This window comes from Acinetobacter sp. 24-47-47 (assembly GCF_057737035.1).
Genome location: NZ_CM173216.1, coordinates 599136 through 613766, shown reverse-complemented (window position 1 = coordinate 613766; position 14631 = coordinate 599136). Strand labels below are relative to the sequence as shown.

11 protein-coding genes are annotated in these 14631 nt (G+C 38.6%); 1 reads left to right on the top strand and 10 read right to left on the bottom strand.

Annotated elements, in window-relative coordinates:
• Nucleotides 1-393: 393 nt before the first annotated feature.
• The 6 genes from bioD to ftn all read right to left on the bottom strand — a co-directional run bounded on the left by bioD (nucleotide 394) and on the right by ftn (nucleotide 5696).
• Complete coding sequence (gene bioD, locus AC1M9E_RS02875) at nucleotides 394-1038, bottom strand: dethiobiotin synthase (RefSeq protein ID WP_481607900.1); 645 nt, start codon at nucleotides 1036-1038, stop codon at nucleotides 394-396.
• Nucleotides 1035-1814: a malonyl-ACP O-methyltransferase BioC gene (bioC, locus tag AC1M9E_RS02870; RefSeq protein ID WP_481607901.1), complete on the bottom strand. Its 780-nt coding sequence runs from the start codon at nucleotides 1812-1814 to the stop codon at nucleotides 1035-1037. The genes bioD and bioC overlap by 4 nt, the downstream gene beginning before the upstream one ends.
• An 8-nt stretch (nucleotides 1815-1822) precedes the next feature.
• A complete protein-coding gene (locus AC1M9E_RS02865) occupies nucleotides 1823-2980 on the bottom strand; it encodes an 8-amino-7-oxononanoate synthase (protein WP_481607902.1) in 1158 nt (385 codons plus the stop codon).
• A complete protein-coding gene (gene bioA, locus AC1M9E_RS02860; protein ID WP_488225006.1) occupies nucleotides 2977-4260 on the bottom strand; it encodes an adenosylmethionine--8-amino-7-oxononanoate transaminase in 1284 nt (427 codons plus the stop codon). Before bioA ends, AC1M9E_RS02865 begins: the two co-directional genes overlap by 4 nt.
• An 82-nt stretch (nucleotides 4261-4342) precedes the next feature.
• A complete protein-coding gene (locus tag AC1M9E_RS02855; RefSeq protein WP_212771600.1) occupies nucleotides 4343-5068 on the bottom strand; it encodes an alpha/beta hydrolase family protein in 726 nt (241 codons plus the stop codon).
• 163 nt (nucleotides 5069-5231) lie between these two features.
• Complete coding sequence (ftn, locus tag AC1M9E_RS02850) at nucleotides 5232-5696, bottom strand: heteropolymeric bacterioferritin subunit Ftn (protein ID WP_035269243.1); 465 nt, start codon at nucleotides 5694-5696, stop codon at nucleotides 5232-5234.
• 321 nt (nucleotides 5697-6017) lie between these two features.
• On the opposite strand from ftn, the gene AC1M9E_RS02845 reads away from it, so the two are divergent.
• On the top strand, nucleotides 6018-7082 hold the full coding sequence (locus AC1M9E_RS02845) for an NAD-dependent epimerase/dehydratase family protein (protein ID WP_481589273.1): 1065 nt from the start codon (nucleotides 6018-6020) through the stop codon (nucleotides 7080-7082).
• 61 nt (nucleotides 7083-7143) lie between these two features.
• On the opposite strand, the gene ligA is transcribed toward AC1M9E_RS02845, so the two are convergent.
• The 4 genes from ligA to AC1M9E_RS02825 all read right to left on the bottom strand — a co-directional run bounded on the left by ligA (nucleotide 7144) and on the right by AC1M9E_RS02825 (nucleotide 14549).
• A complete protein-coding gene (gene ligA / locus AC1M9E_RS02840) occupies nucleotides 7144-9189 on the bottom strand; it encodes an NAD-dependent DNA ligase LigA (RefSeq protein WP_488225005.1) in 2046 nt (681 codons plus the stop codon).
• 96 nt (nucleotides 9190-9285) lie between these two features.
• On the bottom strand, nucleotides 9286-10389 hold the full coding sequence (locus AC1M9E_RS02835) for a cell division protein ZipA C-terminal FtsZ-binding domain-containing protein (protein WP_488225004.1): 1104 nt from the start codon (nucleotides 10387-10389) through the stop codon (nucleotides 9286-9288).
• 1 nt (nucleotide 10390) lies between these two features.
• Nucleotides 10391-13843, bottom strand: coding sequence for a chromosome segregation protein SMC (gene smc, locus AC1M9E_RS02830; RefSeq protein ID WP_488225003.1), 3453 nt, complete (start codon nucleotides 13841-13843; stop codon nucleotides 10391-10393).
• Nucleotides 13844-13853: 10 nt separating this feature from the next.
• On the bottom strand, nucleotides 13854-14549 hold the full coding sequence (locus AC1M9E_RS02825) for a GntR family transcriptional regulator (protein WP_035269253.1): 696 nt from the start codon (nucleotides 14547-14549) through the stop codon (nucleotides 13854-13856).
• Nucleotides 14550-14631 lie beyond the last annotated feature (82 nt).

Here is a 14631-nt window from a genome sequence, read left to right as displayed (position 1 = left end):
ATTTATCTATTGGCTTGCTGTTATATCGCTTATGAAGGGCAATTCCTTTCAAGCTATTTACAATCAAGAGGATTATTACAAGATGAATATCAATATCCTTGGGCAGGAGTATTGTTTTGTTGCGGATTATATTTTTTCGTAATTCTTAACTATATACCATTATTTACAATGAAATTCAGTCAAAATAATCCTGCTAAAAGCTATATATTAGCCAGCATCGCTCCCATATCCATCACTCTATACTCTTTATTGGGGGCTATGCATGCCTCGAGTTTCTCGGGCGCATTTATAATGGTTATGCTAGTAACCATATTAGTCCATTTTTTTGTTTTACCTTTTATACTCAAGTACGCCAATAAAAATTTAAAAGCACGAAATAGAAAATCATTCAGATCAATCTAATTTAGGTATATCGACCCATCGTGCTGTTGGAAAATGTTGCGATAAATAATTTTTTAAGTAGGTAGATGTATCACGTGAAATAAGCTCATCGTCAGATTCAGCATTCAAATTATATGCTAGAGCATATAACTCAAGCCCACGATGCTTCAGTGCCTCTAAGCTCAACAAAGTATGGTTGATGCTTCCCAAACGCCCCGAACTCACCAAAATTATGGGATATTTTTTATCCACCAAATAATCAATGGTTAAATATTGTGTTGTTAGAGGGACCATCAAGCCACCCGCCCCTTCAAGTAAAACAACTTCATATGAAGAGGACAACTGTTGAGTCGCTTGTTCAATTTTAGCGAAATCAATACTTCGCCCATCTATACGTGTCGCTAAGTGAGGCGATGCAGGATAACTGAAAATTTCAGGCATAGTGAGTTTTTGAGTATCTTCCTCTAACCAACCACACCCCATAATTTCACGATGTTTTTCAATATCTTCAGAAACATCCACATTACCCGTTTGAATTAATTTCTGAGTAATGACATTCCGCCCTTGTTCACGCCAAATTTTTGCCAAATAACCAGTGACATATGTTTTTCCAATTCCAGTATCAATACCGCTCACAAAGTAGATTTGAGCACTCATGACTTACTCCGTGCGATAAAAAATATAGGGTGATACGTTAAAGGATATACAAGATTCTCTTGCTCATCAGTCGCAATAAATTGTCGGTAACCTAGATAAAACTGATTCAAACTTTCCTTCGTCCAACGAAACCCCTGTGAGGTTGCCGTCACACCTGTGGCCTGTAAATGTTTTAGGACCAATTTTGGGTGCGCGAAGTGTAATTGAGCCAATTGTTGTTCACAGTGCATCACTTCAAATCCGTTCTGCTCTAGTAAGCTTTTAATTTGGCTTTGATCAAAATATTTTAATCCTTGTCCAGTTAAGGATTTAATTTCTTTTAAGTTCTGAGGCCCATAAGTTGAAAAGCAAAAATAACCATTGGGCTTTAAAGCCGAATAAATTTTCTGTATCAATCTTTCAAACTCAGACATCCACTGTAATGCAGAGCTTGAGGCACATAAATCAAGGTCTTTGGGTAACTCAATTTTTTCGACATCACCAATACGCCACTCGACAGGCTGATGATGACTGATGGTATGCTCAACATCAGCATATAAATCATTCAAAATGACTTGATCCATTTTAAAATGATGAAACATCTCTTGAGTTAGATTTCCAGTTCCACATCCAATTTCAAATACTTTAGCAAGCTCAGAAGATGAAACATAAAGACGCATCAGCTCGCTTAAATGCTTCGCTACATTTTGTTGAATACGTGCCTGATCTGCATAAGTCCAATGCGATTTTGCAAATCGAGTAGCAATCATTTCTTTTTGAATAAATTTGTTCAACATAGAGTCATTCATAATTGTTCTTTCAACCGCTCCAATTCATCTTGATTCAGCTGAGAATTCATACAAATTCTCAGGCGTGAACTTCCTTGTGGAACCGTTGGTGGCCGAACCGGCAAAATATAAAAACCAGATTGTTGTAATTGTTGTGCGCGCTCAAGTGCACGCTGAGAATCACCTAAAATTAAAGGAATAATCTGCGAGCTTGAAGGACATTCGTAACCTTGCTCAAGAATATATTGACGCAGTTGCAGACTCAAATCACTTAAATGAGCACGTTGCTCCTGCATTTTTTTCATTTTATTCCAAATAAAATGCGTCCAAGCCATGTTGATGGGTGGTTGTGCGGTACTAAAAATCAAAGAGCGCATTTTGTTGATTAAATAATCTTTTAAGATTGGATGACACACAATGTATCCACCAACAGATGCGAGTGCTTTCCCGAATGTTCCGACTAAAAAATCGATATCATCTATGACAGCATATTGTTCAGCACAACCGAGCCCTTGCTCTCCCCGAACACCAATAGCATGTGCTTCATCAACATATAACATGATTTTACTGAACTGATATTTCAGACTCACCAACGCAGTTAAATCAGTTTCATCACCATCCATACTAAAAATTGATTCAGTTACCACAATGATTCTTTGATACAAGGGATCATCATGATATTGCTCGATCAATTGCTTTAAATGAAGCAGATCATTATGTCGATAACGTATCAGCTTCGCTTTACTTAAGCGAATCCCATCAATCATGCTGGCGTGAATCAATTTATCCGAAAGAATTAAAGTCTGACTATCAGCAATCGCAGGCAAAATACCAATATTCATGTGATAGCCACTGTTGAATAACAGGACTGCCCTTTGATTGAATGATTGACTCATGTCATCTTCAAATTGCTCATATTCAGGATAATTTCCTGTGAGTAATCTTGAAGATGAAGAGCTCATTCTTTTTGAATCTACTGAACAATGATCAAAAAATGCTTCTCTTATTTGTAGATCTGACGCAATTCCTAAATAATCATTACTCGATAGATTCAACATTCTTTGTTGCTGAAGCTCAACCCATTTTCCATGCTGAACGATGGATTTAAACTGCCGAAAATTTCCAGTTTGTTTTAATGAGTCTAACTGCTCTGCGTAGTGGTCCAACAGATTCATCTCATTTCCTCTGCAAGTTCCATCACAACACTTACCAACTGCGTTAATAATTCAGTGAGTTCGACATCTGAAATCACAAAAGGTGGCATGACATAAACTAATTTTCCAAAAGGACGAATCCACACGCCTCGTTCTACGAAACGCTGTTGCAGCGTTTTCATATCAACATTTTGTTTAAGCTCAACAACACCGATAGCACCGAGCACACGAACATCTTGAATATGCGCTTGATCATCTAATCTATGTAAATAATGTTTTAGAATTTGCTCTATTCTTTGAATATTGGACTGCCAATCTTGTGACAATAAAAGCTCAGTACTCTTTAAGGCGACAGCACAAGCCAAGGGGTTCGCCATAAATGTAGGTCCATGCATAAATACGCCAGCTTCACCAGAGCTGATCACTTCAGCGACATGTCGTGTGGTCAGTGTTGCAGATAAAGTCATATACCCACCGGTCAGCGCCTTACCAATACACATGATGTCTGGTTCAACTTGAGCGTGTTCCCAAGCAAATAATTTACCTGTTCGCCCAAACCCCGTGGCAATTTCATCAAATATCATTAACACCTGATATTGATCGCATAGCCTCTTGGCTTCGCGTAAATATTCAGGATGATAGAAACGCATGCCTCCAGCACCTTGCACAATCGGCTCAACAATCATGGCAGCGATAGTGGCATGATGGTTTTTTAAAGTTTCTGCCAATACAAGAATATCTGCTGGATTCCAATCTTCATCAAATCTAGTCTGCGGTGCAGGAACAAAATAACGAGAAGGTAAACTAGAACCAAAGACCTGATGCATCCCAGTAACTGGATCACATACTGACATTGCATTCCATGTATCACCATGGTAACCAGAACGCGTCGTGATAAAACTGGTTTTATCTTTCTTATTTTGTGCGGTCCAATATTGAACTGCCATCTTTAGTGCGACTTCAACAGCGACAGAACCTGAGTCCGCATAGAATATTTTATCTAATTGAGGTGGTGTAATTTTTAATAATGCCTTCCCTAATTCAATCGCAGGATCATGAGTTAGCCCACCAAACATAATGTGTGACATGTGCTGCAATTGATCCGACACAGCTTGATTAAGTTGAGGATGGTTATATCCGTGAATGGCACACCACCAAGATGACATACCATCAATGAGTTGACGGCCATCTTCAAGTTCAATCATCACCCCTGTAGCCTTTTTTACTTTATATGTCGGCAGTGGGTTTAACATCGAAGTATAAGGGTGCCATAAGTGTGCTAAATCGAATTCGTCAACCATCCTGGAAGAATTTCCTTATTAATCTAGACAGAGCATAACGCGAATTATTTTTGTTATGAATTGCCTGATTAGACAATATTCATCAGGATTTCTCATTCTTTCTTAGATATTGAACGATTTTGTCACTTAGTTGTGTAGCTCTAAAAATTGAAAAGCAGTGAGAGCCTGGGATAATTTCGAATTTAAAAAACTTTGCATCTATCTTTCGGATATTATCTAGAACTTTGTTACTAACTAATCCATCATCATCAGCAAATACATGTAATTGTTTTCCGACATAATTTTTCAATATCTCGACAGTATTAAGATGATATAGTAAATCCAAGCCCTGCTTTTTTAAATCTAGCTCTTCACTCGTAATTGAATTTTGCAAAGATTGCCAATCTTGTTTAGCAGTTTGGCTGCCCTGTGAGACCAGATAACAAAATCGCTTTAAAGTGGTCATGGGGTCATTTTCAAAAGACTCTCTAAAACTTTGAAAAGTAGAAAGCGGCATACCTGTAGACCAGCGTTCATTGGCAACGAAGCAAGGATTCGATGCTAAAGTAATTAACGTTTTTGCCTGACCTGAAAGCTCGAAAACCTTTTGGGTGAGCAATGTTGCTAATTGCCCGCCTAAAGACCACCCTATAATGACATCGACTTTTTTAGCTAACTCAACATGTTTAGATAATTCAACAGGGTCGAGTGCATTAAAGATATTAATCAGATCGATTTGAAATCCTGCCATATCCAAAGCAGTTTTTAAGTTTTCGAGTGGTTTTGTTCCGAGTCCCCAACCGGTAATTAATAAGATTTTACTCATGATTGCCAATCCTTAGCTGATCGTTTTCGGTCAGTATATAAAGCCAAGCACAATAACTCATTGAGCAAATCATTCAATTTCACTTTGATTTTTAGATAATTATAAAAAATGAGTCAATTCAGGCAAAACTGAGGTATAAAAAAACCCAGCCTTGCTGGGTTTTAACTTACATTTGAGACTGAATATAGTTTTGTAAACCAATTAGTTCAATTAAGCGAAGCTGTTTTTCCAACCAATAGGTATGATCTTCTTCGGTATCCGACATTTGTTGACGCAACATATCACGTGTCACGTAATCGCCTTTTTCCTCACAAAGCTTTACACCTTGCGCTAATTTTTCACGCACTTCGTACTCAAGCTTTAAATCGGCTTTTAAACATGAAACAACGTCTTCACCTACTTCAATATCATCACGACTCATATTCGGTGTGCCTTCCAAGAATAAGACACGGCGAATAATAGCATCAGCATGTTGTGCTTCTTCTTGCATTTCGTGATCGATACGCTCAAAAATCTTAGTGAGACCCCAATCTTCATACATACGTGAATGAATGAGATATTGATCACGAGCAGCCAGTTCACCACCGATCAACATATTTAAGTAATCTACGACTTCTGGATTGCCACGCATTTCAATCACTCCATTCTTTAATAGCAACATTATGAACAATAAGAGCTTATTTTGCAAAAAATATAATGTGTAAGTTTATGATTTTTATATAATTAAAATGAGAAACATACGCATTTGCAGTTTGAATCACTTATTTTTTACTTAAAAAATAACCCCTTGCATACAGTTAAAAAAATTCGAGAGCAGTTTTAAACAAATTTTAGCTCTATTTAATTTTGTAACCAATCGAAGTGACTCTCATTACATTTGAGTTGATGTTGAAAATGATCAAGGACAAATCCTTTTTTTAATTTTAGAATGAATCTATTTGACCATCAGGCAATAACAATGATGACGACTACTGCCCCGATTTTGGTGACAGGTGCAACTGGCTATATTGCTGGTTGGGTAATTAAACAATTATTAGAACAAGGATACACCGTTCACGCCACTGTACGAGACTTAACTAAAAGTTCAAGTTTTCAACATTTAGAACAAATCGCATCTCAAACTTCAGGCGCTTTAAAGTTATTTCAAGCAAATCTCTTAGAAGAAGGTTCGTTTGATGAAGCAATGAAAGACTGTGAAATTGTGATCCATATGGCGTCACCTTTTTTAGTGACTAACTTTAAAGATCCAATCACAGACTTGATTGACCCTGCACTAAAAGGTACGACCAATGTACTGAACAGTGTCAATCGTACAGATACAGTAAAACGTGTCGTTGTCACATCTAGTATTGCTTCAACTTATGGCGATGCAGTGGATATTTTGAAAACTGAGCAGAACCAGTTTGAAGAAAGCCATTGGAATACCACCAGTAGTGCCGAACACCAACCTTATTTTTACTCTAAAGTCGCAGCAGAACGCAAAGCATGGGATATGCAAAAGGCACAATCTCGATGGAATTTAGTGTGTATCAATCCCTCATTGGTTGTTGGACCATCACTCACACCTTCTACACAATCTGGAAGTGTTGAAGTCATTCAACAATTTGGAAATGGCATGACATTATTTGGTGTTCCTCCAATGTGGAATGGTTTAGTCGATGTTCGAGATGTCGCTCATGCGCATATCCAAGCAGCACATCACCCTAAAGCACATGGACGATATATTATTAATGCTAAAACGATGACCCTACTCGAAATGGGTAAAACATTACGACAACATTATGGTGGACGCTATCCTTTCCCACGAATGATTGCTCCCAAGTTTTTATTCAAATTACTCGCTCCTCTGTTTGGCTATACGCGAAAATTCGTTGACTTGAATGTGGGTTACCCCATTTATTTCAATGCTGAGCGTAGTAAGCAAGAATTAGGCATGCAATATCGTGACGTTGAGACAAGTATCGTAGAACATTTTCAACAGCTACTTGACGATGGCATTATCAAAAAACGTGGTTAATATCTAATTACTCGAGAAAAAAGGGCATCTATTGATGCCCTTCGTTATGTGCAAGATACACTTAAGACTCAGGTTCAGTGAGCTGACCATGCTGAATCATAAATGCAATAAACTCAGCCTCATTCATCACCGGAATACCTAGTTTTTCTGCTTTTTCAAGTTTGGAACCCGCCTTTTCACCAGCAACCAAGCATTTCGTTTTACTGGATACACTACCACTCACACGTGCACCTAATGCCTGTAAGAGTTGAGTCGCTTCATCTCGTCCCATACTGCTTAAAGTACCAGTCACCACCCAGCTCTCACCATTTAAAGGTTGTCGAGTCGGTGCTATCGGTGCATCCCAATGAATTCCAGCCTCAATTAATCGATTTAATACTTCAATATTATGTTCAGCTTTGAAAAAGTCTAATATCCATTCTGCAGTAATATCACCTACATCAGGGGTTTTCTTCAATGCTTCTAAATCAGCAGATTTCAGCGCATCTAAAGTCTGGAAAGTATTGGCTAACATTCGAGCCGTAGTCTCGCCTACTCCTCGAATGCCTAGTGCGTAAATAAATGCCGCTAATGTTGTTTTTTTACTACTTTCAATTGAGTCGATGAGATTTTGTACAGATTTCTCACCCATTTTTTCAATAGTCAGTAATTTTTCACGATGCTCGTGCAAGTGATAAATGTCTGCAACATCTTTGAGGAGTTCAAGATGTAATAAAGACTCAACCCAACGATCACCCAAACCTTCGATGTCCATTGCTTTACGTGATACAAAATGACGTATCGCCTCTATACGCTGCGCTGCACAATAAAGCCCACCTGAACATCGTGCTAAAGCTTCGCCTTCGGGCATCACAACTGGAGAAGCACATACAGGACATTGTTCTGGCAATTGAATTTCAGTGGTTTCTAGAGGTCGAAATTCTGGCCAAACCTTTTCAACTTTAGGAATAACATCTCCGCTACGATAGACACTCACCGTATCTCCAACGCGCACGTCCAAGCGATGTATTTCACCAATATTATGTAAAGTCACGTTTGATACTGTGACTCCGCCAACCGATACAGGATTTAATCGCGCTACAGGCGTTAAAGTACCTGTACGCCCTACCTGCCAATCAATATTTTCAACTGTGGTTAGCGCAGCCACTGCAGGGAACTTATATGCTGTTGCCCATCGAGGTTCACGACTTAAAAAGCCTAATTGTTGTTGTTGCTTCAAATCATTGACTTTGATGACCATCCCGTCAATTTCAACTGACAGGTTTGGACGCTCCTGATTTACAGATTCATAAGCCGCTTGAACCTCTTCAATACTGTCACAAACAAAATGTTTTTCCCCAACAGCAAAGCCCAACTGTTCAAGCCAATTTAAGCTCTCTGACATCGTGCTCAGACCATGATGTGGCATGCATTGCGCAATTCCATAAGCATAGAATGCAAGTGGTCGTGATGCTGCTATGGTCGGATCAAGTTGACGCAAACTCCCTGCTGCTGCATTTCTTGGGTTAGCAAAAGTTTTCTCACCTTTGGCCTCATTTTCAGCATTTAACTTTACAAATCCAGCTTTAGGCATTAGTACTTCGCCACGAACTTCTAACAACGCTGGTGGTACACCTTGAGACATCATGAGTACTTTAGGCAAATTACGAATTGTTTTTACATTTTGGGTTATGACTTCTCCTGTTTCACCATCCCCACGTGTAACCGCTCGAATCAACACACCATGTTCATACCATAGTGAGATCGCAAGCCCATCAAATTTAAGTTCGACGTCGTATTGGATTTTCTGGTTAGGTAAACGCTCTTCAATTCTGCGTGCAAAGGCAAAAAGTTCATCCCGATTAAACACATTACCCAAAGACAACATTGGAACAGTATGTGTAATATTTTCAAACTTAGATAAAGGTTTATCACCGACTTTATTGGTCGGTGTATCCGTCTGTACTAAATCAGGATATTGTTCTTCTAAGTTTTTTAGTTGATAAAACAATTGATCATATTCACTGTCTTCAATTGTCGGCTGATCCATCACATAATAAGCATGGTTATGCCGAGCCAGTAATTGAATGAGTTGGCGCATTTGCGCAACGACAGCGTTCCGATCCATATTTTCACCATATAAAAGGGCGGAAAATTCCGCCCAATAATTTCAACCTAAACAGTATAAATGACTTTACACAAATTCAGTAAGTCACCTAGGTGATTAAACAGCTTGACCTGATCTATAGTCGATCGCTTTATGGCGCCAGTGTTCTTTTAACTGCGGTGTAAATTCAAGATTATTTTCATCATAGACGGTACCATCTGTTTCACGTGCAATAAGCCCTGCAATACTCACCATACTGTCATAGCCTTTTTGAACATTATGATGCGGTAATGCTAAGAAGAATGCTAAACCTTGAACTTGTTCACCAGATAATGTTTCTAAATCGAAACCTGCAGGGCCCTGATCTGTGATTCTGAGTACGGAAAACAGCAATGGGCTGACTGCATCAGGAGTTTCATAACGATGGAAACAGTTCATTTCGCCAAAGCGCAATCCATATTTCATTAAAACTTTCAAAGCTTTATCACCAGAAAGTGCTTTTCGAGGGTTCGGATACATATTCAAACTAATAATGTATTCGGCATTTGCTAAAGCACTTTCATCATCAAAACGTTGCTGTTCATGTAAATGCACATCCAAGATGCTGCTTTCTTCTTCAAATTCTTTGATTTCAGCAGTTTGAATATTAGGATTTAATACAAAACTTGGCTCAACTTTTTTCACGTCTTCAGTTGTAGTTTCTACGATTGAATCTTTGGAAATAATATCTGCACTTTGAGTGTCTGTTACACCATCAATCGACTGAGCTTTACTCTCGACTGTTTCTGTATTTTTTTCTAGTGGGTCAGTCTCAGTGCTGTCCGAGTTTTTACTGGAGTCGAGCAGAGATTTACTTTCTTTCTCTGCAAGGTCTACCGAAGTATTCAATTGCACTGTATCTATCACTTCTACAGTTTCTTGAATATTTTCAGGCGTCTTTGTAGCTTGTTGAACAGCTGTTTGATCCAATTGAGCCACTTCACTCGCTTCAATGTCTTTCAAACTTGGTTCTACGCGCTCAGAAGAAGCCAATGGAGCGGCTTGCGCCTGTAAAAGACTACGAACATGACGCGGAATGACGGGTTGATTACATTGTTCATTTATATGTAATTCAGCATCTAATGACGGTGCTGCATCACTCGGCTTGCGCAGGATCATAAACAACCCTATGCAACAGATCACGATTGCGATCACAATTCCGATAATGGTACTGATTTCCATATTAAGACTCCGCAGCTAAACCGTATTCTTTCGCTTCTTCTAGATCAACAGTGACTAACTTCGATGTTCCTGGCTCAGGCATTGTTACACCAAGTAAGTCAGTAGCCATCGTCATCGCAACTTTATTGTGTGTAATGTAAATGAATTGGACCTGTTCAGAAAGCTCTTTTACTAAATTACAAAAACGTCCAACATTTGCATCATCTAAAGGTGCATCAACCTCATCCAATACACAAAATGGTGCTGGATTCAGTCGAAATATAGCAAAAACTAATGCTAGTGCTGTTAGTGCTTTTTCACCGCCTGATAACAATGCTAAAGAGCTATTTCGCTTTCCTGGTGGTCGAGCCATTAGCTTTACACCAGATTGCCAATCATCTTCTAAACTTAAACTTGCTTCACCACCATTAAACACCTTTGGGAATAAGTTTTGCAATTCCGCATTTACTTGATTAAAGGTAGTCATGAATAGCTTTTTAGTTTCTTGATCAATGCTTTTCATCGCATCTTTTAATTGTGCGACTGTTTTTTCAAGATCTTCAATTTGATGGCTTAAATCTTCATAGCGCTTTGATACTTCTTCATACTCTTCTGAAGCTGCTAAGTTCACAGCGCCTATTTTGTCAAACTGACGCTGTGCTTGCTCTAACTGCTGTTGGTGCTGACTCAGATCGATTTGCATATTTTCTAATAATTCAGCATTAAGCTCTTTTAATTGTTCAGCATAATGTTGTAAATCAGATTTAGCCACTTGCCATGCTAAACGCTTCTCTTCTAACTGGGTTCTAAAGTGCTCATCACTTTGCTGATGATTTAATCGTAGCTCCGTCAATTTTTGTTGCTTAGACTGTATTTCATTAAGTTCGACTTGCCATGAGGACCAAGTCTTTTGTAACTTTTCAGTCTGCTGCTTTTGAACCTCATACTGGCTTTGCAAAGTGGGTAATTCTAATTGAATCGGATCCACGAAATTTTTAGCTTGTGTAATTTGAGTGATGATCTGCTGATATTGCGTTTTTAGAAAACTTGCATCTTTTTCCAACAGCTCAATTTGTTGCTGATTTTGCGTATGAGTACGGCGGTTTGTTTCTAACTCTTGTTGTTTTTTGTAGACTAAGTCCTGAAGATGCTCAACCTGATCATTCAATTCTTCAACTTGAAACTCTAAGGTTTTGTAGTGTGGAAGATTGTGTTCAATTTTAAGCATCAATGCATGTAAATCGATTTCCAAATCATCTTTTTGCATCGCATCTTCTTCAAGCTGCGCATCAAGTTGAGCAATTTGTGACTCGATGTGTAGATTTTGCGATTCAAAAGCTTGCTGAGCCATTTGCTGTTTTGCAATCTTCACTTCAAATTGGTGAGCAAGAGCTTGATGATTTTTTAACGCTTTTTGTAACTCCGTAAATTCACTATTTTTTTGTTCAAGCTTTAATTGCATCTCAGCGAGTTCGAGCGTCATTGACTCATGCGCTTTCACCATTTGTGTCAACTCTGAATCAATTTCATCTAATCGAATTCGGTGGCTAAGTGCTCCTTGAGCATCTTGACTCGACTCATCAAAGTACAGACCAATCATCCAGTCAGGACCAATATGATAGCCATCCAAACTTAAAATAGACTCACCTTGTTTTAATTGAGGCTGTAATTGAAGCGCCTGCTCAAAATCTTGAGCTATCGCAACGTTTAACCATAATGAGTTTTGGGGGAAATCAATCCAGCTCGCTAATGTGGGTACACCAAGTACAGTCCCAGATACATCTTGCTGAATAACTTTTAATTGACGGGCAGATTCGGTCTGAAATAAATCTTCACTCTTTAACGTATTCGCATGCAGCCACTTTGACAGAAATTTTTCGACCAATGCTGCAAATGGTTTCGCCTGATCTTTTAGCTTCAAAATTTGCATTAAAGGGTCATTGCTCTTCGATGCATGTCGACTGACTTTCACCACAAGCTGTTGTAATTGTTTTTGTTCAGATTTCAAAATCTGTATGTGTGAATTCAAATCTGTGCATTTACTTTTTTGCTCAGTCAATGAGATTTGATCACGTTTCAATTGAGTTTCTAATTTCTCAATTCTTTCTTCTAGACGAACGATTTCAATCTGTACATCATTTTTTTCATGCAGGAGATTGTCAATATCATCCTGTTCATACTGTGCTTGATTTTGAGATTTTTGTTCGAGCAAAGTTTGTTTTTGCTGCTCAATTCGAAGCACATTTTTAGCCAATTGATCACTCTGCGCCAACATTTGTGCACGTTGCTGTTGTTGCTTTTCAACCAATGCTTTTATTTCAGAAAATGATTTTTGCGCTTCAAGTTGCTTTGCCTTCAGCTCATTGAATTGTTGTAAATCAAGCTGTGCATTTGATTCAGTATCACTCAATGTTGTTGCTTGATGTTCTTGCTGGAGGATCAAATCTTCCAACTGAATATCAATCAGTTGCATCCGCTCTTTGGTTTGTATTTTTTGCTCTTCAAGCTGCTTTAAAGTTAAAGTATTTTGAGCAAACAATTGCTGTTTTTGATCCAAATTGGCTTGTAATTCAGCCAGCTTTTTTTCAGCTTGTTGCCATTCTTGCTGAAGTGGTGTGGATTGTTGCATTAATCGCTGAAATAACTCATTTGTTGCTGTTAAATCATGCTCAACAGTGGTGAGTTCAGAACGAACAAGCTTAAATTGCTCACCCAATTCAGTCATTTCAGTTGTATATTCTTGTTGAATTCGTTCACTTTGATGGCATTGAAATGAAAGTATCTCAACTTTCAAAGTTCGAATTTCAATCTCTAAGGCTTTATATTGAAGTGCAGCTTCTGCTTGACGCTTTAGTGTCTTTAATTGGGATTTTAATTCAACAGCAATGTCATTTAGACGACTTAAATTTTGATGAGTATGTTCTAAATGTTGCATCGTCTCACGACGACGTGCTTGATAACGTGATACTCCAGCAGCTTCTTCGATATAAACGCGCATTTCATCTGGTTTTGCATCGACCAAACGGTTAATCATGCCTTGCTCAATAATCGCATACGAACGAGGACCTAAGCCTGTTCCTAAAAAAATATCTGTAATATCACGGCGGCGGCATTTTGTACCATTAAGAAAATATTCAGATTTACCATCGCGATTGACTTGGCGACGTACCGCCAACTCACTATAAGCGTTATATGCTCCACCTAGTTTTCCATAGGTGTTTTCGAAGCGTAATTCTACACTCGCCATTCCCACTGGTTTACGCTTTGCTGTCCCAGTAAAAATGACATCCTGCATACTTCCACCACGTAACTGGCGTGCGCTTGACTCTCCCATCACCCATCGGATTGCATCGATGACGTTGGATTTACCACAACCATTTGGTCCCACGACTGCGGTACGGTTAGCTTTAAATTGTAAGGTGCTGCTATCCGCAAAAGATTTAAAGCCAGAGAGTTTTAAGCTGCTTAATCGCATAGTGTCCTGATTATCTGCGCGATCTCCGCGCCCAAGCTAGTTCAATTTGTTTCATTCGTGTCAGTGACTCTAACACTAGATTGCGCAAGTGTCGGCAAAAATCTTCCATAAATAAAGTAGCTTGTTGTGATTTTCGGATCAAAATTGCATCGATCACGAGCTTAATTAATTCAAGTGCTTCTTGGAGCTCTCTACGCGAAGTATTTAAGGTTAAAAAATAACTACGACGTATAGATGGCAACAGTTCGCGATAAAACTTCATTAAGTATGGGTTGGCTACCATATCTTGTTGCTTAGCTAAAAATTGAAATACACCATCGTAAAATTTTTCAGTATTACTTTGTTTAACTTGTTCAATTAAATATTGCAAAAGTTGCTGAAGCGCCTCAGCTTCATGATTACGCCAAGTTTCACTCATACGCTGGACGATCTGCCCTAACATAAGAGCACTCGTATCAAATAAAGCTCGCACTTGTTGGGCAGACATTTCTGACACAATTGCGCCGCGTCTTGGATAAATTTCAATTAAATGCGTGCGTTCAAGTAATAATAAAGCTTCACGTACCGAACCTCGACTCACGTCTAATTCTTTAGCGATACGCAATTCTTGTATACGTTCACCTTCGACCAATTCGCCACTAATAATCTGTTCACTTATATGTCTGGCTATTTGCTCTGAAAGGCTGTCCACTTCTTCCAATTGCATAATATTCCTATTTATTTTTTTACTCACACTTCATCAAGCATGATGCTATTTTATTGTTTTTATACCAATAGCATCATACTGA